Genomic DNA, 25,270 nt, shown 5'->3' on the forward strand with positions numbered 1-25,270 from the left:
TACTCTCCCCAATCTAACTTATCTTTCTAAAATAACTCTCAAACAAGATAGGACAGGCATTCTAACCGAATACCCGCCCCAACAATTGACAAAGAGCCTAAATAATATTATATTACTGGGTTGTTGAAGATTGTTGACTTGATGTTTCACTATTTTGTTGAATTTTATTTAATCCAAAATACTCATCATAAATATCCTTAACTACACTCGCACAGGAGTACCCGTGTGCAGCATTATAAACTAATACTACAACTACTATTTGTGGATCACTAATAGGAGCAACACCTACATATACTCCATTTGCAACAACCCCATCTGCACTTGCTTTTTTAGCCATTTCACTTGAAAGTGTATTGAATAATTGGACAGTACCTGTTTTTCCACCTGTTGGAATAGGATAATTTCTAAAAACACTTGCTGCAGAACCTTCTTCATTAACTTTTTGCAATCCCTGCATTACTGCATTATAAGTTTCTGGTTTTATTTCAACTTTTTCTAATACTTCTGGTTCTACCTTATACTTTGTAGAGCCATCAGGATTCAATATTTCTTTAACTAAATGCAGTCTATATCTATTTCCTCCATTGACTACAGTCATATAAAACTGAGCAAGCTGTAGTGGTGTAAATTGGTTTTCTCCCTGTCCTATTGATGCACTTAGTAGGTCAGACAATCTCTTTGCTTCTGCTATAAATTGTTTATAAACACTGTTTATATATTTTTTTTGATTTTCACTAAGTCCTGCTAATCTTGTATCATCCAAATTCTCATTTAGAAACATTTCTCTTATATCTGATAATATCTTGTCATCTTCTTTAATTTTTAGTCTTTCTCTAATAACTTTTAAATACTTACTAACATAAAGTTGCTTTCTTCTCTCAATACTACTTGCTTGACCAAACCTTTCACCAATTTCAATTCCTGTTGCTGAATTATTGTCCTCTCTTATAAAATTATATTTTTTAACCCATTTATCAAATTTTTCCCATCCCATTTTCTGTGCAACTGCGTAATAAAAGTAATTACAGGACACCTGTAATGCTTTAGCAACGTTGACTGGTCCGTGTGTTGAATGCTTTTCATTCCATATCCAACAATTACCTTTAAAACCCGGCAATTCTCTATACATACCCTTATCTACAATAATTGTATTAGGAGTAATTATCCCCTCCTCCAGTGCCGCAATAGATGTCAGTAGTTTGAAAGTTGAACCTGGAGGAACTAAAGATTTTGTAGCATAATTATATAATGGCTTTGGTACTATATCAAGTTTTAATACGTCATAATAATATTTTTGTGTCTCTGTTAAAAATTTTTCTGGTGTAAAAATACGTAGTCTTGTCTCTTCTTCCTTTACTGTACCAAACTCTGCAAATAGATTTGGATCAAAACTTGGTTTACTCACTAATGCAAGTATCTCACCTGTTTTTACATCAGCAACCACAACTGCCCCCCTATTTGCATAGGGCCTTTTAGTCCCATCCACCTTACCTTCCTGTAAGTTTTTAAAAAGCCTATCTAATGATTCTTCTGCTACTTTTTGTAGATTATATTTTATTGTTGTAACAATTGTATCACCTGGTATTCCCTCTACTTCACCTATTAATTTTAACTGATTACCAAATTTATCAACCGTAATATACTTTTCTTTTGGTTCTCCTCTAAGAGATGCACCATATTCATTTGTAGTTATATTTTCAAATTTAGCTTCAAGACCTGTAGCTCCAATCCATTCATTGTTAATATCGTATCCTAAACTTTTATACTGTTCAGCTTTGTCTTCTCCGGCTCTACTTAGGTATCCTAATATATGCGAGGCAAAATCTCCATTTGGATAATATCTTAAAGGTTCTTCATTAAAGGATATATTAGGTAGTTCCTCTGACTTTGCTGCTATATAAAAGGCTGTTTTTCTTGATACGTTTTTAGCTATCTCAACAGGTTTGTATTTATAAAATCTATTTTTTTCAATTAACAATCTCAAAACTAAAACATCTCTTGCCTCCTGCAGGCTCATATTTTCAACAAAACTATAGTTATCTTCATTTTTATTCGATATCTTATATTTTACAAATAACTCATATAAAGTATGCTTTGCATCTAAATCTAAAGACAAATTATAATCTTTTTTAAATCTTTCTTCCTTTGCCTTTAGAATTTTTTGTCTTCTTTCTTCTATTTTCTTTAACTTTTCCTCTTCACTTACATTATCGTTTAAATCTAAATCCTCTTCCGACACATAAACAGCAAAATCAAATTCAACCTTATCGTTATAAACCTTAATTGGTAGGGTATCTAAAATCAATTTTTCATAGTCTGGCGTTTCATTCTTTAAAACTCTTATTACCTTTAAAAGAACCTTTGGAATATCCTTTTCGGGTACAACCTTTCTATTATCTGTATATATTATATTAAAACTCTGTATATTAGTTGCAAGTTTAACACCTTCTGATGTTAATATCTCTCCTCTTTGTGGTTTTTCACTATAAACTCTACTAAAAACCGCTTCTGCCTGCTGACTATAATAATCCCCATTTATCAATTGTAAGAACGCTAACCTTAATGCTAAAGTTAGAAACATCATAATTAATATAAATGTAAAGTATTTTATTCTATTTTTCTTCATTAAACCACCTACTTAAAACTTCCAATCCTTTTTTAATTTTTCGGACATATTTATTCTTTTAACAGCGTTATACACAAAAGGACATATAGCCGCATTTAAAATTATTTCATAAATAAATAATATAAAAACCTTTTCATAACTATAATTTAATATACCTGATGGATATATAAAAATAAAACCAAGTATAAATTTAATCAATGTTGATAAACAAGTAAGTAATATTGGGATTATTATTGTGTCCTTGTAAATCTTATTTTCTATTAAATTGACAACAAAAGAAACAATTACATAAATTAAAGTATTGATTCCAAAAATATAAGGAAAAAAGGCATCTTTTAAAATGCCTATTGGTAAAACTACAAATATCAATTCTACTTTATCAAGAAACATAGATATACTCACAATATAAATTAACAGTATATCTACTTTTATACCAAAAATGCTAAAATTCATAAATAGAGCATTTTGTAATATTAAACATAATAAACCAATCAATACAAAAGTAATACTTCTTTTCACAGTACTTTCCCCTTTATTTAACTAAAACTTGTACCTTTCTAATTTTGGAAAAATCTACAGCTGGTTTTATATATGCTGTTTTTGATAAATTGATCTTTTCATATTCAATTCTTTCTATAGTTCCAACAATAATACCGCTTGGTACTAAAACATCTGCATTTGTTGTTATATTACTTGTTATTACAATATTACCTTTATCTGCTTTAGTTTCACTTGGCAAAAATTGAATTTTACAAAAATTATCGTTGTTACTTCCAATTAATAACCCATCATCGCCTGTTTCGTTAATTGTAACGGGCATTTTTAAATTTTCATCTAAAATTGTCATAACCTTTGATGTTGTAGCATTTACTTCAACAACTTTACCTACTAAACCGTCTGCTGCTCTAACATAACAACCTTTTTTTACACCATCATTAGATCCAACATCCAATATAACAACATTAAACCAATTATCTCCAACTCTACCAACAACATTTGCTGATATATATTTGAAATTATTATCATTTTTGTATTGTAATAGTTTATTTAATTCGGTATTTTCGGATTTTACTTTTTCATAATCTATTAATTTTAGTTTTAAATCCTGAAGCTGACTTTTTAGCTCAATATTTTCTTTTCTCAAAGTTGAAATTGAAGATAAAAATGAAAAAATATTATAAATTCTTTGCCCCGCATTGTATACTTGTTTTTGTATTGGGGCTATAGCTGAACTTATTACCCCTTGTATAGCCCCCTCATTGCTTCTATTATTTGCAGTAATTCCAATAAAAATTGTCAGTACAAGGCAAAGAACAAGTATTATAGTTAACAACCTGTTCTTTAAAAAATCCATTTAGCTCCCTCTTTCTTTATTATCTATTCTTTTGTGGGAAACCAAAGCCTTTATTTAAACCTAATTTATCAATATTATCAAGAGCCTTACCTGCACCTATAGCAACACAGTCAAGTGGATTTTCTGCAATATGAACAGGCATATGAGTTTCCTTATTTATTAATTTATCTAATCCCTTTAAAAGAGCTCCACCGCCTGTTAACATTATTCCCTTATCCATAATATCTGCAGCAAGCTCTGGTGGAGTTTTTTCAAGTGTCGATTTTATTGAATCTATTATTGCTGCAACTGGTTCCTTTATTGCCTCTCTAATCTCTTCTGATGATATTGTTATTACCTTTGGTAACCCTGATATTAAATCCCTTCCCTTTATGTCCATTGTTGTTTCTTCTTCATCTGGGAAAGCTGACCCAATCTCCATTTTAATCTGTTCAGCTGTTCTTTTACCAATCATTAAATTATATTCCTTCTTTATATATTGTACGATTGACTGATCAAGCTCATCACCTGCTATTCTAAGAGACTTGCTTGTAACTATTCCTCCAAGTGAGATAACTGCAACCTCAGTTGTTCCTCCACCTATATCTACAACCATACTTCCTGTAGGTTCGCTAACTGGAAGACCTGCACCTATTGCTGCGGCCATAGGTTCCTCCATTAAATAAACTTCCCTTGCACCTGCATGTTTTGTAGCTTCTTCTATAGCTCTTTTTTCAACTTCTGTTACACCAGATGGAAAGCAAACAACTATTCTTGGCTTCACAAACGAACTATTATTTGTTACTTTTCTTATAAATTTATTTAACATTGTTTGTGTAACATCAAAGTCTGCTATAACTCCATCCTTAAGAGGTCTTATTGCAACAATATTACCTGGTGTTCTACCTATCATTTCCTTAGCTTCATCTCCAACTGCCAGTACCTGCTTTGTATTATCATTTCGTATAGCAACAACTGATGGCTCCCTTAAAATTATTCCCTTACCCTTTAAATATATCAAAGTATTTGCAGTTCCTAAATCAATTCCCATATCTTTTGAAATGCTAAATAATCCCATATTTCATACTCCTTTCATGATGTCATATTATATTTTTTTCTTTAAAGCTTAAATAATTTATATCTCCAATTATAATATGGTCTAAAACTTCAATTCCAATTATTTTTCCTGCCTCAATTAATCGCTTCGTAATATTTATATCCTCTTGACTTGGAGTTACATCTCCTGAAGGATGATTATGGCATAATATAATCGAAGCAGAACTAACTTTAATTGCCTCTATAAAAACTTCTCTTGGATGTACTACTGATGAATTTAAACTTCCTATTGATATATCCTTTATTTGTATAACATAATTTTTTGTATTTAAAAATATAACTCTAAAATGCTCCTTTGATAGAAATCTCATCTCATCCATTACAAGAATAGCAACATCTTCAGGTGAAATTATTTTAACTCTGTTATTGCCTTTAAATGAATTTAACCTTTTTCCTATTTCAACACAAGCTTTTATTTCACATGCCTTAGCAAGACCTATTCCCTTTATTTTGCTAAGTTCATATACAGAACTTTTTGCAATAAATGTTATTCCTCCATAATGCGTAATTAATCTTTTAGCTAAATCAAGTGCACTTTCTGACTTAGTACCAGTACGCAATATTATTGCTAAAAGTTCTTGATTTGATAGGACTTCTTCACCATATTTCAAAAGTCTTTCTCTTGGTCTTTCATTAATGGGGATATCTTTAATTTTAATTGAATAACAGTCCATATTATCCTTCTCCTTAAAACAAATTTATCCCCATCCTATTAATTATATCATATAATTTACTTAATGGTAAACCAACCACATTAAAATAGCATCCATCTATTTTTTCTACAAATAAACCTCCAAATCCTTGAATAGCATAAGCACCAGCTTTACCAAAGGGTTCATTGGTTTGAATATACCATTTTATTTGTAAATCACTTAATTCTTTAAAGTATACGTATGTACAAGAATAATCAACAATACATTCACTTTGATACATAACACATACTCCTGTGTAAACCTCGTGGCGATCCCCACTTAAAAATTTAAGCATTTTTAAAGCATCCTCTTCATCAGAAGGCTTTCCAAGAACTCTTCCATCTTTATAGACTATAGTATCAGCAGCAATAATTAAGGCTTCATTATTAACTTTTTCTTTTACATCTAAAGCCTTATTATAAGCAAAACTTTTAACAAGTTCAATAGGATCATTTAAATTTATTTCTTCTTTAAAGTCAGATGGAACAACATCAAAATTTAAATTTAAATTTTTTAACAATTCTATTCTTCTTGGAGATGACGATGCTAAAATTATTTTCATTTGTATCACCTAACTCTTTTTATAAAAATAATACCTAATATTAAACCCAGTATAGTAAATAAATTTAATTTCAAATTAAATCCTAATATAAAATTAAAAAACAAAAGGTCAATAATTATGGGCTTTTGAGTTCCTATAACTAACTCAGTAGTTAAAAAACTCAAACTTTTAATTTTAGATAGAGCCATATATATAGCTTCCCCTGCTAATACACAAAGAAGTAATACAAAAAAATCAAATATTTTTTCCTTTGTTTTACCCATAAATTTCCCCCTCTTAAATGTTGACAAAAAATAATAATTTTAATCATATCACAAATAAGTTTATCATTTAAAAATATTAACTACAATACCTATATCTATATTAATAAAAATTTAATATTTAGTCTGAACAACGTTATAATAATTCATACTTTTAACAATATAATAAATAACTTTATCTTGATTATTGCTTTTAATGGCTTCTTGATAATCTGTTAAAATATTAATTACATCATTTATATTGTTATCGTCTTTATATTTATTATAAAACTCCTTTAGCAAATCATTAAACTGTTCTCGAGAAACTTGTCCATCTTTTACCAATATTTGAGCTATGATTAGTTTGTTTATATCATCTGTTGTCTTTTCAACCTGTTGATTATTTTTATAGTTGATATCTAACTGTCTTATAATTGAATTTATACGTTCTTTTTCAAGTTCCAGCTTTTTATTTTTAATAGAGTTTAAATCTGTAGATACATCCGTTATAACTCTATAAATATCGTTATCTTTATAGTAATGACCATACACACCTATTTTATTCAGTTCTTGAATCATACTCTTTGCGTTTGTTTCATTTGTAAAAACACCAACTTGTAATAGATAAACTTTATTTGCTTTATTAAGTGTAATTGTATTTACATCATCATTTTTTATATTGAATTTTGGTAGTATTATAAAATTTGTTATGGCCCAACCCACCATTATTGATACTATTGGTATTATTAATATAAAATATAAAATACCTAATTCAAACTTTGATAAACCATTCTTTTTTAATTCTAACCTTGTGTATCTCATCTTATCCCCTCCTTTATTTCAATTAAATTATATTTAATTAAGTAAGAAATTATTATATTTTTTATATAAAATTATCTTTGAACATAAAAAAATAAAGCCTTTAATAGGCTTTATTTTAATATTCTAACTGCTCCTCTATATCTTTCATTATAATATCCTGAATTTAGTGATGATATAGTTACTCCCTTTTTAGTCGATGACGCATGTATAAACTTTCCATTACCTAAATAAATACCAACATGAGAAATGCCAGCACTTACTGTTTCAAAAAACACAAGATCTCCTTTTCTAAGATTATCCTTTGACACAGCTAATCCTACTCTTGCCTGCTGACTTGCTGTTCTTGGTAAAACTACACCCATTTTTTTGTAAACATATTGTACAAAACCTGAACAGTCTAAACCATTAGTTGTTGTTCCACCATAAACATACCTTACTCCAAGCAGTGACTTTGCTATGTCTTCAACTTGTTCAACATTTCCTACTGCAATTACTGAACCTGAACCTCTTGAATATATTCTTCCCATTGATGCTGTTCTTTTAATTGTCTTTTTCTTTTTTTGTACACTTACCTTCTTATTATTTTTCCTTTGTACAACAACTTTTTTATTTTGCTTTGTTGTTTTTGCTGCTTGTACATCAAAAATTGGAACTGCTGTTAATACTAACGTTAATGTCAAAGTAAATGACAGCATTTTTTTATTTAACATCCAATACACCATCCCTTCTTCGCCTCCGGAGTTAGCTGACGGGTTAGGAAGAAGGTATCCCCACTAATTAATAGCTTCACCCCAATTATTGGTTCCTCCGTACTCTAATGAGATTCGGCAATCTAAATTTTGTATAAAATATATTATACTATAAAAAATTAAAACTTCAACATTAATAACCTAAATCTTCTTTGACAATTATTACTATTCCCCTGCCCTTTACATTTTGCCTATAGGTAATCACATAATGATTACATATTCTATCACTTGAATTACAATCCATACAGTATCCAGTTTCACAACAAGGGGTTCGCCTATTTAACCTTTTTGCATTAATAGGAGAAGCATAATTTCTCACTCTATCATATGCCTCATCTAAATCCTTGACAATTTTATTCTTACCTACTAAAACTATAACCTTCTTAGGTCCAAAAATCATAGCTGCAACTCTATTGCCTGTTCCATCAAGATTAACTAACTCCCCATTTTCTGTTACAGCATTGCTGCTTGTTATGTAATAATCAGCAAAAAAAGTTTCTCTATATAAATTACCTATCTCATCTCCTGTTAAACCTTCTTTATATCTATCTAAAAGTACTACATCCTTTTTCCTTAAATCCTCTAATATCCCTGAATTAACCAAAGTCATTGAACCACCAAAGGACACTTTGCTTTTATCTTGTATTAATTCTAAAACCTTCTCCTTCATTTCTTCAACATTATCTACAACATATACTTCATAGTTATTTTTCTCCAGTGCTTTTTTTGTCCTTTCAATTTTTTTATCATAATACCAATTAGTATTATAATCCATATTATCCTCCCCTTCTTTTTGTATATATATATGAATTAGATACTCTATCTTGATAATTTAATTTTCGATTGAAATTATATCCATTTTTTTCCCAGAATTCATCACATTCACAACTGTCATTTACAATTACATTAAAAACCCTAACATTATAGACGTGATATAAGTATTCTTCAAAATTCTTTAATATCAAATTTCCTTCTTCTTGTTCTAATAAATTTTTCTTTAAATAAAGAGCCATTAGCCAAGATTCCAGTTCTCCCTTTACTTCTAATCTCCCCTTTAAAATACCAATTAACTCATTTTGACTGTATATACCACAAAAATATTCCATAGAATTTATTAGAGTCTCAATATACCTTTTTTTAATATAGTCAAAATTCAAATCATTGTCGTAATACAATTTATGCTTACCGTTTAGTTCTTTTAAAAAAACGTATATACTATTTAAGTCCTTTTTGTTTATTGATTTTATGGTTAATTCTCCCTCATTTATTAAAATTGGTATCATAATATCACCTAAAAATAATTTATATTTTATTAATTCTCCAAAAAAGTAAAAATTCCTTCTATGCTTTTAACAACAAACATTATGTTTTTTATAGTTAAAAAATTATAATAAACAATTTTAAATTCCAAATTGCATTAGTTTTTTATTTTACAATTTTTAAAGGATACACTCCAAAATACAGCCTTCTTTCTTAAATAATTTTCTAACAAGAAAGGACAGGCATTCTAATCGAATACCCGCCCCACAATCGACAAAGAGCCAAAAATGAAAGGCCCTTTAACAAAGGCCTTTTTTATCACCATTGGTGCGGAGAGCGGGACTTGAACCCGCACGGGATACCCACACGCCCCTCAAACGTGCGCGTCTGCCGATTCCGCCATCTCCGCTTACTCATATATTTTAACATTTTAATTACTATTTGTCAATATCCGTATAAATATATTGATATAAATTATAGTATTTTTTAATTTTTTTTACATAATTTTTTGTTTCACTAAATGGAATCAAATCAACGTCAAAGTCATTTCCTAATGACTGAATCCATCGATTTACATTTGTAGAGCCTGCATTATATGCCATTAGTGCAAGCTCTATATTTCCATCATATTGATTTATCATTCTCTTTAAATAAAAACATCCATATTTTATGTTCATTTCTGGTTCAAATAGTTTTTCATTTTTATAGGTTTTATCATTCATTAAATCCGCAATATACTCCCCTGTTTTTGGAGTAATTTGCATAAGCCCAACAGCACCTTTTTTGGATACTGCATTTTCATTAAAGTTGCTTTCTGCTTTAATTACTGCAAAAACCAACATTGAATCGATATTATATTGTTTGGAATACTTATAAACCAGATTATTATACTTTAAAGGAAAAATACTCCTTAAAATCGCTTTATGGTTTATTGCCATCAATACAATTAATATTAAGCATAAAAGCCTTAAAACTTTATTCATTACTTCCTCCATTAAGTGCTATGTTTAATAATATGTCTACTTGCTCATAAGTATATCTTAATTCTCTTGAATTGTTAATTATAAAATCAGCTAATTTTATTTTTTCCTCAATAGGCATCTGGGCATTTATCCTTTTAACTGCATCCTCTTCACTTATTTTATCCCTCTCAATTAGTCTTTTGATTTGTGTTATTTTATCAACATAAACAAGCCATTTAATATCGCATATCTTATACCAATTACTTTCAAACAAAAGTGCTGCATCAATTATACATACTCTTTTGTTCATTTTACAAACTTCATCTACTCTTTTTTTAATTTTTTCATAAATAATTGGATGAGTAATCTCATTTAATTTTTTTAATTGATCATTATTACTAAATACAATTTGTGCAAGTTTTTTTCTATTGATTGTTAAATCTTCATTTAGTATATCTTTTCCAAACTCATCTACTACAATTCTATATGCCTTTTCCCCAATCTGATAAATCTCTCTTGAGATTAAATCTGCATCTATAACATCTAATCCCCTTAAAATTAAGTAATTAGAAACTGTAGATTTACCGGAGGCAATTCCTCCAGTTAATCCTATTATTTTCATAAAATCACCTACTTAGCTTTGTACCAGTTATTTGCCCATTTTATATCAACAATTAGTGGAACCTTTAACTCAACACAATTCTCCATTTCAAATTTCACTATTTTCTTCACTTCTTCTATTTCTTCTTTATGAACTTCTAAAACCAATTCATCGTGAACTTGTAAAATAATTCTTGATTTTAATCCCAATTCTTCTAACTTTCTATAAACATTTACCATTGCAATTTTAATTATATCAGCTGCTGAACCCTGTATTGGAGTATTCATTGCTAATCTTTCTCCAAGCATCCTTATATTTCTGTTTGATGAATTAATTTCGGGTATAAACCTTATTCTATTAAATATTGTCTTTACATACCCATTTTCTTTTGCTCTTTTTATTACATCATCAAGATACTTCCTAACTCCAGTATATCTTGCAAAATAATTTTCTATATATTCCTTTGCTTCCTTTCTTGAAATTTTTAAATCCTGTGCCAATCCAAAATCACTTAATCCATACACTATGCCAAAATTGATAGCTTTTGCTCTACTTCTTTGTATTGCTGTAACTTCATCAATTGGTATATTAAAGACCTCTGATGCTGTTCTTTTATGTATATCCTCACCATTTTTAAAGGACTCAATTAAATTTTCATCACCTGAAATATGTGCAAGCAATCTCAATTCTATTTGAGAATAATCAGCTGTTAAAATTACATAATTATTATTTTCAGGTTCGAAGGCACGTCTTATTTCTCTTCCCTGTTCTAATTTTATAGGTATGTTTTGAAGATTAGGATCAGTACTTGATATTCTTCCTGTAGCAGTAATCATTTGATTAAAATTCGAATGAATCTTTCCATCTGCTTGTACTGCATTCATTAATCCATCGATATATGTTGTCTTAAGTTTTACAAGTTGTCTATATATTATAATTTTTGATACAATTTCGTGTTTATCCCTTAATTCTTCAAGTACTTCAGCATTAGTAGAGTATCCTGTTTTTGTCTTTCTAATAACTGGTAAATTTAATTTTTCAAATAAAATAACCCCTAATTGCTTTGGTGAATTAATATTAAATTCTTCACCAGCTATGTCATAAATCTCTGAAGTCAATTTATCAATTTCTTCTGATAGTTTAAACCCTATATCTTTTAATACTTCCTTGTTTATCCTAAATCCATAATGTTCCATTGATGCTAAAACTTCAATTAATGGAATTTCTATTTCATATAACAATTTTTCAAGGGAGTATTCTTTTATCAATCTTAGCTTTTCTTCAATTAGTTGCTTCATTAAACTAACAAAAATTGGTATATGCTCATTTTTCAATTCATTTTCATTTATCCTCAATAAATTGGCTATTACCTTATTATTTGAAGAAAAATCATCTGAAGGATTTAATAAATATAATATTATTCCTAAATCATTTTTAAGCCCTTTTAGATTTATACCATAAGCCCTAAGCCTATTATATAATGCCTTTGCATCATATGTATTTTTTTCAATATTTTTATCCTCAAATACCTCCTTAAATTCCTCTAAATGATTTCCTCTTATTGCATAACCATTTTCAAATATTAATATATCTTCTTCTTTTACATAATAAAAATAAATTTCATCTTTGTCTTTTAAAAATAGTTTTAATTCATCAATATTAAAATTCAACTCAACTTTTTTGACTTCATCTTTATTTTGATCTTCAACGTTTGGTACCTTATTAATTAAACTCTTAAAATCTAATTCCTCAAATATACCTATAACCTTATCATAATCACACTTCTCTATATTCATTTCATCAAGATTGAAACTTATAGGAACATTTTTATTAATAGTAGCTAATTTTTTACTCAAGAAAGCTTGTTCTTTATTATTTATTAAATTTTCTTTGACTTTTTTAGCTGTTATCTTATCTATGTTTTCATATATATTCTCAATAGTACCAAATTCACTTAATAATTTCATTGCCGTTTTTTCACCTATACCTGGCACACCAGGTATATTATCTGAAGTATCACCCATTAAACCCTTTAAATCAATAATTTTATCAGGTTCAAAACCATATTTTTGTATAATAGCTTCTATATCATATACTTCCAAGTCAGTAATGCCTTTTTTTGTTATTAATACCTTTGTAAAATGCGATACTAATTGTAAAGAATCCCTATCTCCAGTTAATATGTATATTTCAAAACCTTCTTGTTCAAATTTACTACTCATTGTTCCAATAATATCATCAGCTTCATAACCTTCTATCTCATATATACCTACATTAAAGGCTCTTAACAATTCCTTTGCTATTGGAAATTGTTCTGAAAGCTCATCAGGCATTTTTTTTCTGCCTGCTTTGTATTCCTCATATTCAATATGCCTAAAAGTTGGAGCCTTCTTATCAAAAGCTGCTGCAATATAATTAGGTTTTAAATCTTTTATAATTTTTAAAAGAATTACCGATAATCCATAGACCGCATTAGTATGTTTCCCTTCGCTATTGTTCATTGGTGGTAACGCATAAAAAACTCTATTCATTAAACTATTACCATCTATTATTAGCAGTTTATTACTCATATCCATTATTCACACTCCATTTTCTTTTTTTAATATAATAACACTATATTAAATATTCTTCAATTAGTTATTAACTATAGAAATATTTTTAAATATTGATATAATATAATTGAAAAGGAGGTATTTTTAGATGCAGATTTTATATCAAATATTTTTAATTATTGTTTTAACTATAATTTCGTTATCAATTTTTAATGTGTCAAAACCCTACTTAATTAATTTTTTTAAGGGTAAAAAATGGCTACTTTTTCTATTGATTGCATTTACATTATTTTTCCCATTTATTTTTAAAGCATATTACATAAAATCAATTACTCTACAACTTCTTCAAACAACTTTATTTGTTGTGTTTTTCTTAACTTATTTTGAATTAATAAGATTAGCTAAAATTGAAAAACAAAAACCTGTTATAGGTCGTCCAAAACCAAAACCAAATAGAATAAAAAAAGGCAGTAAATGATTCTGCCTTTTTTATGATTAATATAACCAATTTAATCTATTGACAAAAATATATAAATATGCTAATATCAAATTGTTCTTGCCGAAGTGGTGGAATTGGCAGACGCGCCGGACTCAAAATCCGGTGGGGTAACACCCGTGCGGGTTCGACCCCCGCCTTCGGCACCAAAGGCTGCATTAGCAGCCTTTTATTTTTTAACACTTGAAAAAATTAGCCTACTTTTGCTAAAATTTATTTTGTGTAATTAATAGAAAACAAAGAAAGGAAGATATATATGAAGCTTGGTATTGTAGGATTACCTAATGTTGGTAAAAGTACTCTTTTTAATGCAATAACTCAAGCTGGTGCCGAATCAGCTAATTATCCCTTCTGTACAATTGAGCCAAACGTTGGTGTTGTTGCTGTACCTGATAAAAGACTTGATGTGCTTGCAAATATGTATAACCCAGAAAAGGTTACCCCTGCAATAGTTGAGTTTTACGACATAGCAGGTTTAGTAAGAGGTGCAAGCAAAGGTGAAGGTCTTGGAAATAAGTTTTTATCTCATATAAGAGAAGTAGAAGCAATAGTTCACGTTGTTAGATGTTTTGAAGATACAAACATTGTTCACGTTGAAGGGTCAGTTGACCCTATTAGAGATATTGAAACAATAAATCTTGAACTAATATTTTCTGATATGGAAGTTCTTGATAGAAGAATAGATAAGACAAGAAAAACAGCAAGATCAGGTGATAAAAAAGCTCAAGAGGAGCTCAATTTTATGGAAAGACTAAAGGCACATCTTGAACAAATGAAACCTGCAAGAACTATTGAAATGACTGATGAAGAGAGAGAATTTTTAAAGCAATATTTTTTACTAACCTCAAAACCAGTTCTATATGTAGCAAATTTATCTGAAGATGACATAATAAATGGATATGACAATAACAGATTATTAAATAAAGTAATAGAATATGCAAAAGCTGAAAATTCGCAAGTAATACCTATTTGTGCAAAACTTGAAGAAGAAATATCAATGCTATCCGATGATGAAAAACAAGAATTTTTAAGTGATTATGGACTTGAAGAACCTGGATTAAATAAGTTAATTAGAGCCAGCTATGATTTACTTGGTTTAATTAGCTTCTTAACAGCTGGTCCAAAAGAAGTTAGAGCTTGGACAATAAGAAAAGGAACTAAAGCTCCTCAGGCTGCAGGAAAAATACACTCAGATATTGAGCGTGGCTTTATACGTGCAGAAGTAATTTCTTTTGAAGACTTAGTTGCAAATGGCTCAGAAACTGCTGCCCGTGAGAAGGGACTTATCAGGCTTGAAGGAAAAGAATATGTTGTGCAAGATGGAGATGTAATTGTATTCCGTTTCAACGTCTAAGAATAGGCTGCAAACGCAGCCTATTCTTATTGTTGACAAACCTAATTGTTAGCTAAAGTATGAAAAAGCCCCATGAAAGGATTTCAATAGGCTCTTTCATGAGCTTTAGCAATTGTTGCTTTTCGACTTTGAAAAAGTCCGTAATTCGGCACAGAACGTGCCGAGCCGAGCGGCCATCAGGACGATAGCATCGCGAGGGTAGGACTTTTTCAAACAAAGAAAAGCTTAAAATTGCTTAGCGAATGAACAGATGCCAAGAAATCCTTCATGGGGCTAATCAATATATAACGTTTTCAACAACCTATTCTTTTTTATTTTTAATTTCCTTTAACTTTTCAATTCTTTTTAAAATTTTCTCTTCTATCAAATCAAAATTTTTATTCTTTCTTCCCTTCTTAAATGTAGGTTCAAGCATTATATCAAAGCAATCTTCAACATTAGTTACTGTATATATACTAAACATATTTTGTTTAACAGCTTCAATTATATCATCATCAAGCACTAAATCATCTAAATTTGATTCAGGTATAATAACACCTTGTGTTCCATCTAATCCATAAAGCCTGCAAATATCAAAATATCCTCTTATTTTTGTATTAACACCTCCAACTGCTTGAACAGTACCTTTTTGATTTACTGACCCTGTTATTGCAATTCCCTGATTAATTGGTACTTCAGCTAAACTTGATATTAAGGCTACAGTTTCAGCTAATGTAGCACTATCTCCATCAATTTCACCATACATTTGTTCAAAACATATACTTGCATTAAATGATAAATTATTAACCTTACCAAATCGTTCACCTATATAACCTGTTAAAATTAATATAGCTTTATTAAATATACTTCCACTTAAACCAACCTCTCTATCAATATTAATAATATTACCTACTCCACTAAAAGTGTTAACAGTAACTCTATTTACTCTTCCAAATTCATAATCTCCATAATCAATAACTGATAATGCATTTACTTGCCCTACCTTGTAGCCCTTAACATCTATTAGATATTTATTATTTTCATATAGTTCTATAACTTCATCTCTAATTAGGGAATTCCTTTTCTCCTTCTTTATTAATGCAGCTTTGATGTCATCTTGATCTATAAACTTTCTCTTATTATTCTTTGCTATATGATTAGCTTGTTCAAGAACTTCTAAAATATTTGAAATGTTTGACGTTAAATACTTTTTATTCTCAGAAAGCTTTTTAGAATAATAAACAAGTTCCTGTACACCCTTGTAGGTTATATCCTTAAACTTTTTTTCATCAATTAAATATTTTATTAACTTTAAAAAGCAATTTATATTATCATAATTATCTTTTATCTTGTTATTAAATTCTGCTTTAATTTTGAAAAGTTTTTTAAAATCCTCATCGTAATTATATAAAAGATAATATATTTCTGGGCTTCCAATCATAATAACTTTTGTCTTAATAGGAATTGCTTCAGGTTTTAAGTTTTCAATAGGTATTATATCAAGTTGATTTTTAAAATTTTCAATTGTAATTTTGCCTAACATTAAAGTTCTTTTTAATGCTTCATACCCCCAAAAACTTTCAAGCAATTTTCGTGCATCAACAACAAGATATCCTCCATTTGCATAATGAAGGCTACCAGGTTGTATCATTGTAAAATCAGTTACTAAATTTCCAGATTTATTTTCATATTCAATTAGTCCTATCAATTTCTGATACTCTGGAGTTTCTTCTATAATTACAGGAGCACCTTCTCCTATATTATTAACAAACACATTTACATCATATCTTGATAAAAATGCCTCCAAAAAATCCTTATCCACATTTTCAATATCAATAAACACATCTAAATTATCTATAATATCATTTTTTAATGAATTAAAGTAATTTACTAACTTATTGTTATAGTTGTATTTATCTATTAGAGAGCTAATTTTATCCTCTATATACAATGTAAAAAAGCTGAATTCTAAATCTTTAAGTTTTTGGTTCATTTCTTTTTTCAAAGCTTTTGTCTTTCTTAAAACTTCATATGCTAAATTTCTTAAATCACTCACATTTTTATTGATCTGTTCTTTCTCTTCATCTGGCAAATCTATATATTCCTGTTCACTCATTTCTTTATTATTACAATTTATTGGTATAAAGGCAAATCCATCATTTGTATATTTGAATATCAATTTTTTTTCCTTTGATTTTTCGTTTAGTTCATCTGCTAAATCTATAATCATTTTTTCATAATAGTCTATCAAATCATTTCTTCTCTTCTCATACTCTTCACTACTAAATAATTCTGTAATTTCTTCACATAATTCATCAACAAATTGATTTAAATCGTTTTTTAATATATTTGCTGTACCTGGCTTTAATTCTATAGCCAATGGCTTATACACATCCTCAAAATTATATACATATATCCAATCAGAAGGTGTTTTTTCATCCTTTGCTCTTTTCTTTAGCAAATCAATTAAATAGCTCCTTTTTCCAATCCCTTCATATCCACAGACATATATATTGTAACCAAACTGCTGAATATCAAGTGCAAAGTTAATTGCATCGATTGCTCTATCTTGATCTATTAATTTGTATTCTGGTTTTATTTCTGAAGTATTCTTAAATTTAGGTAGATTAAATTTTACTGTTAAATCTTCTACAGATAATTTTTTTACTGGTGACATATGCTCACCTCCTTACTTAATATATAATATTCTGAATTTGTTATTTTAAGGATAAAAAAATTAAAAGTCCTCTATTTTTTATATAGAGGACTTTTAAGATAAAATTTATTAATATGCCTTTTCTTCACTTGACTTTCCTATTATCTTTAATGATGAGCTGGCACCTATTCTATTTGCACCTGCTTCAATCATTCTAACTGCATCTTCAAAGCTATGTACTCCACCTGAAGCCTTCACACCTTTTTCACTTCCTACAACTCTTCTCATTAATCTTACGTCTTCTTCTTTAGCTCCCCATTTACTAAATCCTGTTGATGTTTTTACAAAATCTGCCCCTGCTTCAACAGATAGCTTACATGCTATTTCCTTTTCCTCATCAGTTAATAAACAAGTTTCAATTATTACTTTAACTAAAGCTTTACCCTTTGCTGCATTTACTACAGCTTCAATGTCCTTTTTAACATATTCATATTCCTTTGCCTTTAACATTCCTATATTTATAACCATATCAACTTCTTGAGCACCATCTTCTATAGCTTTTTTAGTCTCAAAAGCTTTTACATCTGATGAATTTGCTCCTAATGGAAAACCTATTACTGTACAAACCTTTACATTTGAACCCTTTAATTCATCTGCTGCAAGTTTAACATAGCAAGGATTAATGCATACTGAAGCAAAATTATTTTCCTTTGCTTCACTGCATACCTTTTTTACATCCTCAGGAGTTGTTTCAGCCTTTAGTATTGTGTGGTCAATTATAGATGCTACATATTCCTTTGTAATCATATTATTCCTCCTTTCAAAGTCGCATTTTATATTTTAACTTAAAATAATGAAATTTTCAAATACTTTCTCTCTTTTATTTTAAACTTTATTTTATTTTTAATTCTAAATATGTACTCTCGCTTTTAAATAACTTTTTTTAACAAAATGGCTGTTGACTATTTTGTCAACAGCCTAAAAACTATTCAAACTTAGCTTCTTCCTTTTTTACTTCAACATTATTTGCAGCTGTAGTTGCTGGTTTTGCTGGTGGTATGGGTGGTTTAGGAGGTGCCTTTTTAATAAAAGTACCTCTTACCATTAAATCTTCCTCATCTTCAGCAATCATTATATATTCCTTTGTTAATTCTATTGCTTTTCTAGCACAGAAGTCTTGGCAAAGTTGACAGAAGGTACATTGTCCCATATAAAATTGGAATGTTATTTTATCTCCTTCTTCAACCTTCTCAATTGTTCTTGTAATTGCACCTGGAGCACATACTCTAATACACATACCACAGTTCACACATTTTTCAGGATAAAAGGCAATTTTACCTCTATAGCCCTCTGGAGCTTCCTTTACTTCCTTTGGAAAATTCTCAGTTGAAGGCTTTGAAAACAATGATTTTACAGCTTCTTTTAAATAAGGAAATTTCATTTCATTGCCCTCCTTTTTTCCTTTAATATCTCAACAGCTCTAACAAGTCCTGCCATTATTGCTTCTGGTTTTGGAGGACAACCCGCAATTGATACATCAATAGGTGTATATTTATCTAATGGACCTTCTACACAATAGCTTCCATTAAATACATTACAAGATCTTGGACAAGAACCTAATGAAACAACAACCTTAGGATCTGGTACCTGTGCTAAAGTTCTTATAAGTCTATCTCTTGATTGAGATGTTATTGGTCCTGAAACTACAATTATATCTGCGTGTCTTGGGGATCCAGCAATTTTAAATCCAAATCTCTCAGCATCATATCTTGGAGTTATAACTGAAACAAGTTCAATGTCACAACCATTACAAGAACCCGTATTTAAATGATATAACCAAGCTGATTTTTCAAGTCCCTTCTCTATTAGCTTCTCAAACATTTAAACACCTCCTAAATTACAACCCAAAATAAACAAGTATTAAACTTAAAAATGCAAGGGCTGTAGGGTAAGTCCAATAGAATTTTAAAGTTTGTTCAACTCTTAATCTTGCTGTTATTGCCTTTAAAAGCGTAACTGAGAAGAACATAACAATAATCATTAAAATAAATTGAATTACAGCATCTACTGCAAAAACTCCTGTTCCTGCTCCACTTAAGAAAAGTGTTACAAAAAGTGATGTCATAACAAGCATTTTTATAGCGTGATTTAATTTAAATATTGCAAGCGGAGCTCCACTATATTCAACAAGTGGTCCTTCGCATATTTCTATTTCTGCTTCTGCAATATCAAATGGCAAGCTTCCTACCTTACAAGGAATTACAAGAAGCATTGCAATAAAAGCAGGTATAATAGATATCTTAGTAAATAATGGGCCATTTTGTGCTTGGTATTCAACTATTTGTGCTAATGAAAATGTCATTACCCCATTATTTAAAGCTAATCCTACCTTTTTAGCTATAGCAAGCAGTGATACTACCATAGGTAGTTCATAAGATATTATAGCAACCATTTCTCTTGATATACCAACCCCTGCATAAGGTGAACCTGATGCAGAACCACCAACAATTAGTGCTACTGCAGGTATTGTTAATAGATAGATTACAACTATTAAATCAGCATATGTGCTAAATGGACTAAACTTAAAAACAGGTATAAACAATGATACCGTTATTAAACTTATTAAACCAATTACAGGTGCAGCTAAAAAAGCTTTTTTTGCTGCATTTCTTGGCACTATTGTTTCTTTTCCAAGCAATTTAAAGAAATCGTAAAAAGGCTGTAATATTGGAGGACCAATTCTTTTTTGCATTCTTGCAAGAAGCTTTCTATCTATACCAGATAATATTAATCCCCCTATTACACAATAAATCAAGCCTGGATAAAGCAATATATATAATATTGTTTTTAGTAATTCCACCTTACAGTCCCTCCTTATCTAACAAAAGTAAATACATAGAGTAATATTACTGCTGCTGTTAATACAACAGAGAGGGCATAGTCATTAACCAATCCACTATGAATTTTGTGCATAAAATCAAAGTAGTGTCTGAATTGATATTTTAAGCCCCAGAATAAGTCACTTCCACCAACGTGTGAAAACTCAGCTGATTCACCACTAAAGAATACGTCATACTTTGCATCTTCCTCATCAGCATAGCTGAACTTCTTTGGATTAAATCCACCAAGTACTGCTACTAATGTAAATGCAAGGAGTAGTATTCCGAATAAAATTAGCCATGCAATTGGTTGCCAGTATCCTGCTAATTTATAATCAATAACTGGAGCACTTACTAAATTACTGTAAAATTTTGAAGCAAACTCTTTTCCCATCATAACTTCAACATACTTTGCTGAATTCATAACTGCATTTGCTGCTGGTGTAATTAAATATTTTGTAACAACTGAAGGTACAATACCACCTACAATACATAAAATCGCCATAATCCACATTGGAATTCTCATTGAAAGTGGAACTTCTTCAACATTTTTAAATTCCTTTGGTAATTGTCCAAAGAAAGCAGATTGAGCAACCTTTATAAAAGAAGCTAATGTCATTACGCTTACAATTAATGCTATAATTGTAACAGGTGCATATCCAGCTTCATATGATGCTTGATATATTATCCACTTTGAAACAAAACCATTAAATGGTGGTATACCGCTTATTGAAAACGCACCTATTAAAAAGATTAAAGTAGTTTGTGGCATCCTTTTTGCAAGTCCACCAAGTTTATCAAGGTCGGTAGTTCCTGTTGCATAGAATACTGCACCAGCACAAAGGAATAATAATCCTTTAAATAGTGTATGATTTAATGCGTGGTATAGTCCGCCTGTTATACCAAGTGCAGTTGTTAAACCTATACCTGTTATTACATAACCTATTTGTGATATACTATGGAATGCTAACAGTCTCTTAAAGTCGTGTTGAGCAAGAGCCATAGTTACACCAATAAACATCGTTACTGTTCCCCAGAACACTAATAAAAACTGCATTGACGATAAATTCATACTTTGATATACAACATATATTATTCTTAAAATACCATATACAGCTGCCTTATTAACTATTCCTGAAAATAGCATTGATATTGATGATGGTGCAACCATATATGCATCTGGTGCAACAAAATGTGTAGGAACTGCAAACACCTTTACAGCATAACCAACTATCATTAATGCAAGTGCAAAAATAGTTATAGCTGTATAGTTATTATATAACTCACCTGCAAGTTGTGCCAGATTTAATGTATGGAATTGTGCATAAATAATTACAGTTGCAAGTAGTATTAGCGAAGAACCAATAGAGCCTATAGCAATGTATTTAAAACCTGCCTCAACCGCTTCTGGTCTATCATTTCTAAACGCTGTTAAAGCAACTGATGCAAAAGTCATAATTTCAATCATTACATACATATTGAAAAGGTCTCCAGTAAATATAAAACCCATAACACTTGCTGACATCATTAAGAATAAAACATAGTATTTGTCTTTTCCTGTTTCCCTTTCAATATATCTAAAAGAATAAAGTGCTGATAGAACAATTGAAAGTGATATAAATAAACCAAAGAATAAGCTTAATTGGTCAACCTCAAGACCTATACCAATAGCCCAATCTTTAATAGGCTCCCAATTCCCCATCCAATAAGTTAATATGTTTCCTTCAATTATGATTGGTCTATACATCATTATTGTAAAAATAAATGATAAAAATGTAGCTATTAATACTATTGTATTTCTAAGCATTTCATTTTTTTCTTTTACCAATGCTACTATGAATGCTCCAATGAACAAAGTAATTATAGATAAAATAGGTAAATGTTGTGTCATCCTTTTAACCTCCTTACCTTATCGGTATCAAGAGTACCATAGTGTTTATTAATCATAACTACTAATGCAAGAGCAAGAGCTGTTACACAGGCACCTATAACTATTGATGTAAGAGTTAATGCCTGTGGTACAGGGTCAACAAAGAAGGAGTTTTTATCAAGTTCATTTATTGTAAATATAGGAGCAGTACCCCCTGCTTTAAACCCTATACTTATAAGAAGTAGATTTATTCCATAATCTAATAATCCCATACCTATTACTATTTTCATTACATTTTTCTTTGTAACTATCGTATATAAACCTAACACAATAAGAATTATACACGTTATATAATTCATTAATAACATTTAATCACCCCTATCTATGCTTCTTTATTTCCTAAAAGACCAAACATTAACAATATTAAAAATCCTACGCCAGTTAAAACCTTATAACCAACTGCTGCATTCATTAAAAATATTGTACCTGAACTAAATAGATCTCCTGGATTTCCAATATTAAAGAAGACATTTCTACAGAAATTTGCTGCATAAAATATACCAAGCAATGCAAAGAATGTATACATCAATGCACCAATTGCTTCACTCTTTTTTAACACATTTGGCTTAAAAGTGCTTGATGATTTTTCATATCCATAACCTAAATAAATTAAAACTACAGCTGAAGCAACTATTACACCACCTTGGAAACCTCCACCTGGGCTTAAATGTCCGTGTAGAATTATATAAAGCCCAAGAACTAATCCTATAGGTGTAAAAAAGTCTGCAGCAGATTTAATTATATAATCTTTAACATTTATATTCTTTTTGCTCATATTAATCTGCCCTTCCTTTCATAGCATTTCTTAAAATTACAACAGTACCTGAAATGGCAGTAAACAACACAAAAGATTCACCTAAAGTATCGTAACCTCTAAAATCAAAAACTATTGCTGTAACAGCATTAATTGCGTGAGTTTTATCAATTGTCTGCTTAACCATTAAATTTGCTACTCCATCCGCATCGTTGTAATCATAATTTTTGGGATTATTATATAATTCAACAACATTTACCTTTTCGCCATCAAAGGTTGGTGCTAATTTTGACATTTCCAATGCTGTATAACAACCTATTATTAAAAAAACAGTCAATGAAAAATATGTTAAAAACTTTTTCATTTTCTAACCCCCCTTACTTTTCTAAGGGCTACAATAAATATAACTGGTTGTAGTACAACACCTACTGCAGCCTCTGCAATTGCAACATCAGGTGCATGTAGTAGTATAAACTCAAGTGCAACAAATGAACCTACTGCTCCTAATGCAACAATAGATGACAATAAATCATCGAAATAAACTGTTAAGATGGCTGAAACAAGAGTTCCAATTAAGATTAATATATTTAATAAAACAATATTATTCATTAGGAAAATCCCTCCCATAATCATCACATGTCAATTTTTCAGCTTTAACACCTGATTTATATGCTGCCTTACAAATAGCATGTCCAGCTACTGGATTTGTTATTATTATAAAAATTGCTATAAATAATATTTTTAAAGCCATTGATGTATTTTTTAATGTTAATGCAAAAATAAACCCACCAAGTAATGCACCTAAGGTACCAAGTGTTGCTATATTTGTACTTGATTGCATCCTACAATATGCATCAGGCATTCTTAAAACACCTACAGTACCTGCAAAGGCAAAAAAACAACCTAATATCATAAAAATATAAGCTACATATATCATAGTTTTCCCTCCAGATACTTTGAAATTAATAGTGTTCCTATGAAGCCAAGTATTGCAACAGTTAGTGCAATATCTAAATATATAGCCCTTTTGCTAAATACTGAAAACAGAACAAGTGCAACTACAGTTAATAAATCTATACTATCTGCTGCCACTACTCTATCTACAGCACTTGGCCCTTTAAACACTCTATATGAAAGAACTAATGCTAATAAAATATAAAAAATTGAAACTATAATTAAACTATTCACTTCCAAATCCTCCTTATCCAGTTTTCTAAAGTACCCTTAATAGCATCTCCAGCTTTTTCTCTGTCCTTTTCAGAAACATCAATCCAATGAATATAAAAATAGTGCTTTCCATTTTCTTCAGTTATATCCATTGTAATTGTTCCAGGAGTTAATGTTATCGAATTAGCAAGCATTGACATTCCATATTCTGATTTTAAACCTACAGGCACTTTTACTATTCCTGGATTTACTGGCAAGTTTGGATTTAGTGCTCTTTTAGCAACATCTACATTTGCCTTCCAAAGTTCCTTTAAAAATACAAATATATAAAGAACTAAATTAAAGAATTTTGCTGGATTAAAAAGATGAAAGGCATTTTCATGAATAAAAAATCTTGCTGTCAATACTGCTACTAAAAAACTTACCACAGCACCTGTTATAAGTTCCTGTGTAGTAAATGTCCAAGTAAACAGTATCCAAAATAAGTAGCAAAATATAAAGGTTGAAAATATTGAACTGAATTTTGTGGATTTCAATTAAA

Annotated in this window: 29 protein-coding genes, 2 tRNA genes and 1 riboswitch; of the genes, 3 read left to right on the forward strand and 28 right to left on the reverse strand. The window is 29.7% G+C overall.

The annotated features are described in order from the left end of the window. Window positions 1-112 precede the first annotated feature (112 nt). From JG776_RS00005 to polA, 15 genes are all read right to left on the reverse strand, one after another. Window positions 113-2,626, reverse strand: coding sequence for a penicillin-binding transpeptidase domain-containing protein (locus tag JG776_RS00005; protein ID WP_291963813.1), 2,514 nt, complete (start codon window positions 2,624-2,626; stop codon window positions 113-115). 12 nt (window positions 2,627-2,638) lie between these two features. After that, the gene (gene mreD / locus JG776_RS00010) at window positions 2,639-3,145 is read right to left on the reverse strand and encodes a rod shape-determining protein MreD (protein WP_291963814.1); all 507 of its coding nucleotides are present in this window, start codon (window positions 3,143-3,145) and stop codon (window positions 2,639-2,641) included. 13 nt (window positions 3,146-3,158) lie between these two features. Beyond that, window positions 3,159-3,980, reverse strand: a complete 822-nt coding sequence (gene mreC / locus JG776_RS00015; RefSeq protein WP_291963815.1) for a rod shape-determining protein MreC — start codon at window positions 3,978-3,980, stop codon at window positions 3,159-3,161. 19 nt (window positions 3,981-3,999) lie between these two features. Further along, window positions 4,000-5,037, reverse strand: coding sequence for a rod shape-determining protein (locus tag JG776_RS00020; RefSeq protein WP_291963816.1), 1,038 nt, complete (start codon window positions 5,035-5,037; stop codon window positions 4,000-4,002). Window positions 5,038-5,059: 22 nt separating this feature from the next. Then, complete coding sequence (radC, locus tag JG776_RS00025; RefSeq protein ID WP_291963817.1) at window positions 5,060-5,749, reverse strand: DNA repair protein RadC; 690 nt, start codon at window positions 5,747-5,749, stop codon at window positions 5,060-5,062. Between the two features lie 13 nt (window positions 5,750-5,762). Continuing rightward, window positions 5,763-6,329, reverse strand: a complete 567-nt coding sequence (locus JG776_RS00030) for a nucleoside triphosphate pyrophosphatase (protein ID WP_291963818.1) — start codon at window positions 6,327-6,329, stop codon at window positions 5,763-5,765. Window positions 6,330-6,334: 5 nt separating this feature from the next. Next, a complete protein-coding gene (locus JG776_RS00035) occupies window positions 6,335-6,592 on the reverse strand; it encodes a DUF4321 domain-containing protein (RefSeq protein ID WP_291963819.1) in 258 nt (85 codons plus the stop codon). A 111-nt stretch (window positions 6,593-6,703) separates the two neighbouring features. Further along, entirely contained in the window at window positions 6,704-7,390 is a 687-nt protein-coding gene (locus JG776_RS00040; protein WP_291963820.1) for an SPOR domain-containing protein, read from the reverse strand. 110 nt (window positions 7,391-7,500) lie between these two features. Beyond that, entirely contained in the window at window positions 7,501-8,100 is a 600-nt protein-coding gene (locus JG776_RS00045) for a C40 family peptidase (protein ID WP_291963821.1), read from the reverse strand. A gap of 5 nt (window positions 8,101-8,105) precedes the next feature. Continuing rightward, window positions 8,106-8,230: riboswitch (cyclic di-AMP (ydaO/yuaA leader) on the reverse strand. 42 nt (window positions 8,231-8,272) lie between these two features. Further along, window positions 8,273-8,914 carry a lactate utilization protein gene (locus JG776_RS00050; RefSeq protein ID WP_291963822.1) on the reverse strand — a complete coding sequence of 214 codons (642 nt, stop codon included), beginning with the start codon at window positions 8,912-8,914 and terminating at the stop codon, window positions 8,273-8,275. A 1-nt stretch (window position 8,915) separates the two neighbouring features. Next, window positions 8,916-9,422: a GNAT family N-acetyltransferase gene (locus JG776_RS00055; RefSeq protein WP_291963823.1), complete on the reverse strand. Its 507-nt coding sequence runs from the start codon at window positions 9,420-9,422 to the stop codon at window positions 8,916-8,918. A gap of 302 nt (window positions 9,423-9,724) precedes the next feature. Next, window positions 9,725-9,808: transfer RNA gene (locus tag JG776_RS00060), tRNA-Leu, on the reverse strand. 28 nt (window positions 9,809-9,836) lie between these two features. Continuing rightward, the gene (locus JG776_RS00065; protein ID WP_291963824.1) at window positions 9,837-10,382 is read right to left on the reverse strand and encodes a lytic transglycosylase domain-containing protein; all 546 of its coding nucleotides are present in this window, start codon (window positions 10,380-10,382) and stop codon (window positions 9,837-9,839) included. After that, entirely contained in the window at window positions 10,375-10,983 is a 609-nt protein-coding gene (gene coaE / locus JG776_RS00070; RefSeq protein WP_291963825.1) for a dephospho-CoA kinase, read from the reverse strand. The genes JG776_RS00065 and coaE overlap by 8 nt, the downstream gene beginning before the upstream one ends. An 8-nt stretch (window positions 10,984-10,991) precedes the next feature. Continuing rightward, a complete protein-coding gene (polA, locus tag JG776_RS00075) occupies window positions 10,992-13,532 on the reverse strand; it encodes a DNA polymerase I (protein ID WP_291963979.1) in 2,541 nt (846 codons plus the stop codon). Between the two features lie 130 nt (window positions 13,533-13,662). On the opposite strand from polA, the gene JG776_RS00080 reads away from it, so the two are divergent. From JG776_RS00080 to ychF, 3 genes are all read left to right on the forward strand, one after another. Next, the gene (locus JG776_RS00080) at window positions 13,663-13,992 is read left to right on the forward strand and encodes a hypothetical protein (RefSeq protein WP_291963826.1); all 330 of its coding nucleotides are present in this window, start codon (window positions 13,663-13,665) and stop codon (window positions 13,990-13,992) included. Window positions 13,993-14,072: 80 nt separating this feature from the next. Beyond that, a tRNA-Leu gene (locus JG776_RS00085) sits at window positions 14,073-14,159 on the forward strand. A 107-nt stretch (window positions 14,160-14,266) separates the two neighbouring features. Further along, window positions 14,267-15,364: a redox-regulated ATPase YchF gene (gene ychF, locus JG776_RS00090; RefSeq protein WP_291963827.1), complete on the forward strand. Its 1,098-nt coding sequence runs from the start codon at window positions 14,267-14,269 to the stop codon at window positions 15,362-15,364. A 301-nt stretch (window positions 15,365-15,665) separates the two neighbouring features. Here ychF and JG776_RS00095 read toward each other — a convergent pair whose 3' ends face one another. The 13 genes from JG776_RS00095 to JG776_RS00155 all read right to left on the reverse strand — a co-directional run bounded on the left by JG776_RS00095 (window position 15,666) and on the right by JG776_RS00155 (window position 25,265). Continuing rightward, the gene (locus JG776_RS00095) at window positions 15,666-18,020 is read right to left on the reverse strand and encodes a Lon protease family protein (RefSeq protein WP_291963828.1); all 2,355 of its coding nucleotides are present in this window, start codon (window positions 18,018-18,020) and stop codon (window positions 15,666-15,668) included. A gap of 108 nt (window positions 18,021-18,128) precedes the next feature. After that, window positions 18,129-18,806, reverse strand: a complete 678-nt coding sequence (gene deoC, locus JG776_RS00100; RefSeq protein ID WP_291963829.1) for a deoxyribose-phosphate aldolase — start codon at window positions 18,804-18,806, stop codon at window positions 18,129-18,131. A gap of 178 nt (window positions 18,807-18,984) precedes the next feature. Beyond that, window positions 18,985-19,440, reverse strand: a complete 456-nt coding sequence (locus JG776_RS00105; protein ID WP_291963830.1) for a 4Fe-4S dicluster domain-containing protein — start codon at window positions 19,438-19,440, stop codon at window positions 18,985-18,987. Next, a complete protein-coding gene (nuoB, locus tag JG776_RS00110) occupies window positions 19,437-19,880 on the reverse strand; it encodes an NADH-quinone oxidoreductase subunit NuoB (RefSeq protein WP_027308212.1) in 444 nt (147 codons plus the stop codon). The genes JG776_RS00105 and nuoB overlap by 4 nt, the downstream gene beginning before the upstream one ends. A 16-nt stretch (window positions 19,881-19,896) precedes the next feature. Beyond that, complete coding sequence (locus JG776_RS00115; RefSeq protein WP_291963831.1) at window positions 19,897-20,859, reverse strand: respiratory chain complex I subunit 1 family protein; 963 nt, start codon at window positions 20,857-20,859, stop codon at window positions 19,897-19,899. Between the two features lie 14 nt (window positions 20,860-20,873). After that, a complete protein-coding gene (locus JG776_RS00120; protein WP_291963832.1) occupies window positions 20,874-22,769 on the reverse strand; it encodes a proton-conducting transporter membrane subunit in 1,896 nt (631 codons plus the stop codon). After that, window positions 22,766-23,116 (reverse strand): sodium:proton antiporter, encoded by a 351-nt coding sequence (locus JG776_RS00125; protein WP_291963833.1) that lies wholly within the window; start codon window positions 23,114-23,116, stop codon window positions 22,766-22,768. The genes JG776_RS00120 and JG776_RS00125 overlap by 4 nt, the downstream gene beginning before the upstream one ends. A 14-nt stretch (window positions 23,117-23,130) precedes the next feature. Continuing rightward, window positions 23,131-23,583: an MnhB domain-containing protein gene (locus JG776_RS00130; protein ID WP_291963834.1), complete on the reverse strand. Its 453-nt coding sequence runs from the start codon at window positions 23,581-23,583 to the stop codon at window positions 23,131-23,133. Window position 23,584: 1 nt separating this feature from the next. Then, window positions 23,585-23,926 carry a hydrogen gas-evolving membrane-bound hydrogenase subunit E gene (mbhE, locus tag JG776_RS00135; RefSeq protein WP_291963835.1) on the reverse strand — a complete coding sequence of 114 codons (342 nt, stop codon included), beginning with the start codon at window positions 23,924-23,926 and terminating at the stop codon, window positions 23,585-23,587. Continuing rightward, window positions 23,923-24,171 (reverse strand): hydrogenase subunit MbhD domain-containing protein, encoded by a 249-nt coding sequence (locus tag JG776_RS00140; RefSeq protein ID WP_291963836.1) that lies wholly within the window; start codon window positions 24,169-24,171, stop codon window positions 23,923-23,925. The genes mbhE and JG776_RS00140 overlap by 4 nt, the downstream gene beginning before the upstream one ends. Then, window positions 24,164-24,499, reverse strand: a complete 336-nt coding sequence (mnhG, locus tag JG776_RS00145) for a monovalent cation/H(+) antiporter subunit G (protein ID WP_291963837.1) — start codon at window positions 24,497-24,499, stop codon at window positions 24,164-24,166. The genes JG776_RS00140 and mnhG overlap by 8 nt, the downstream gene beginning before the upstream one ends. Further along, complete coding sequence (locus JG776_RS00150; RefSeq protein WP_291963838.1) at window positions 24,496-24,750, reverse strand: monovalent cation/H+ antiporter complex subunit F; 255 nt, start codon at window positions 24,748-24,750, stop codon at window positions 24,496-24,498. Before JG776_RS00150 ends, mnhG begins: the two co-directional genes overlap by 4 nt. Then, window positions 24,747-25,265 carry a Na+/H+ antiporter subunit E gene (locus JG776_RS00155; protein ID WP_291963839.1) on the reverse strand — a complete coding sequence of 173 codons (519 nt, stop codon included), beginning with the start codon at window positions 25,263-25,265 and terminating at the stop codon, window positions 24,747-24,749. Before JG776_RS00155 ends, JG776_RS00150 begins: the two co-directional genes overlap by 4 nt. Window positions 25,266-25,270: the final 5 nt, after the last annotated feature.

This window comes from Caloramator sp. (assembly GCF_020054765.1).
Classification (GTDB): domain Bacteria; phylum Bacillota; class Clostridia; order Clostridiales; family Caloramatoraceae; genus Thermobrachium; species Thermobrachium proteoclasticum.

Excerpts from the sequence above, each read along its gene's own strand:
- radC (WP_291963817.1), bottom strand. The coding sequence starts at position 5,749 with ATGGACTGTTATTCAATTAAAATTAAAGATATCCCCATTAATGAAAGA.
- JG776_RS00080 (WP_291963826.1), top strand. The coding sequence starts at position 13,663 with ATGCAGATTTTATATCAAATATTTTTAATTATTGTTTTAACTATAATT.
- JG776_RS00035 (WP_291963819.1), bottom strand. The coding sequence starts at position 6,592 with ATGGGTAAAACAAAGGAAAAAATATTTGATTTTTTTGTATTACTTCTT.
- JG776_RS00065 (WP_291963824.1), bottom strand. The coding sequence starts at position 10,382 with ATGAATAAAGTTTTAAGGCTTTTATGCTTAATATTAATTGTATTGATG.
- polA (WP_291963979.1), bottom strand. The coding sequence starts at position 13,532 with ATGAGTAATAAACTGCTAATAATAGATGGTAATAGTTTAATGAATAGA.
- JG776_RS00055 (WP_291963823.1), bottom strand. The coding sequence starts at position 9,422 with ATGATACCAATTTTAATAAATGAGGGAGAATTAACCATAAAATCAATA.
- JG776_RS00045 (WP_291963821.1), bottom strand. The coding sequence starts at position 8,100 with ATGTTAAATAAAAAAATGCTGTCATTTACTTTGACATTAACGTTAGTA.
- mbhE (WP_291963835.1), bottom strand. The coding sequence starts at position 23,926 with ATGAAAAAGTTTTTAACATATTTTTCATTGACTGTTTTTTTAATAATA.
- coaE (WP_291963825.1), bottom strand. The coding sequence starts at position 10,983 with ATGAAAATAATAGGATTAACTGGAGGAATTGCCTCCGGTAAATCTACA.
- JG776_RS00095 (WP_291963828.1), bottom strand. The coding sequence starts at position 18,020 with ATGTCACCAGTAAAAAAATTATCTGTAGAAGATTTAACAGTAAAATTT.
- deoC (WP_291963829.1), bottom strand. The coding sequence starts at position 18,806 with ATGATTACAAAGGAATATGTAGCATCTATAATTGACCACACAATACTA.
- JG776_RS00050 (WP_291963822.1), bottom strand. The coding sequence starts at position 8,914 with ATGGATTATAATACTAATTGGTATTATGATAAAAAAATTGAAAGGACA.
- JG776_RS00030 (WP_291963818.1), bottom strand. The coding sequence starts at position 6,329 with ATGAAAATAATTTTAGCATCGTCATCTCCAAGAAGAATAGAATTGTTA.
- JG776_RS00140 (WP_291963836.1), bottom strand. The coding sequence starts at position 24,171 with ATGAATAATATTGTTTTATTAAATATATTAATCTTAATTGGAACTCTT.
- JG776_RS00005 (WP_291963813.1), bottom strand. The coding sequence starts at position 2,626 with ATGAAGAAAAATAGAATAAAATACTTTACATTTATATTAATTATGATG.
- JG776_RS00105 (WP_291963830.1), bottom strand. The coding sequence starts at position 19,440 with ATGAAATTTCCTTATTTAAAAGAAGCTGTAAAATCATTGTTTTCAAAG.
- JG776_RS00130 (WP_291963834.1), bottom strand. The coding sequence starts at position 23,583 with ATGAGCAAAAAGAATATAAATGTTAAAGATTATATAATTAAATCTGCT.
- nuoB (WP_027308212.1), bottom strand. The coding sequence starts at position 19,880 with ATGTTTGAGAAGCTAATAGAGAAGGGACTTGAAAAATCAGCTTGGTTA.
- JG776_RS00120 (WP_291963832.1), bottom strand. The coding sequence starts at position 22,769 with ATGACACAACATTTACCTATTTTATCTATAATTACTTTGTTCATTGGA.
- ychF (WP_291963827.1), top strand. The coding sequence starts at position 14,267 with ATGAAGCTTGGTATTGTAGGATTACCTAATGTTGGTAAAAGTACTCTT.
- mreC (WP_291963815.1), bottom strand. The coding sequence starts at position 3,980 with ATGGATTTTTTAAAGAACAGGTTGTTAACTATAATACTTGTTCTTTGC.
- JG776_RS00125 (WP_291963833.1), bottom strand. The coding sequence starts at position 23,116 with ATGTTATTAATGAATTATATAACGTGTATAATTCTTATTGTGTTAGGT.
- JG776_RS00020 (WP_291963816.1), bottom strand. The coding sequence starts at position 5,037 with ATGGGATTATTTAGCATTTCAAAAGATATGGGAATTGATTTAGGAACT.
- JG776_RS00040 (WP_291963820.1), bottom strand. The coding sequence starts at position 7,390 with ATGAGATACACAAGGTTAGAATTAAAAAAGAATGGTTTATCAAAGTTT.
- mnhG (WP_291963837.1), bottom strand. The coding sequence starts at position 24,499 with ATGATATATGTAGCTTATATTTTTATGATATTAGGTTGTTTTTTTGCC.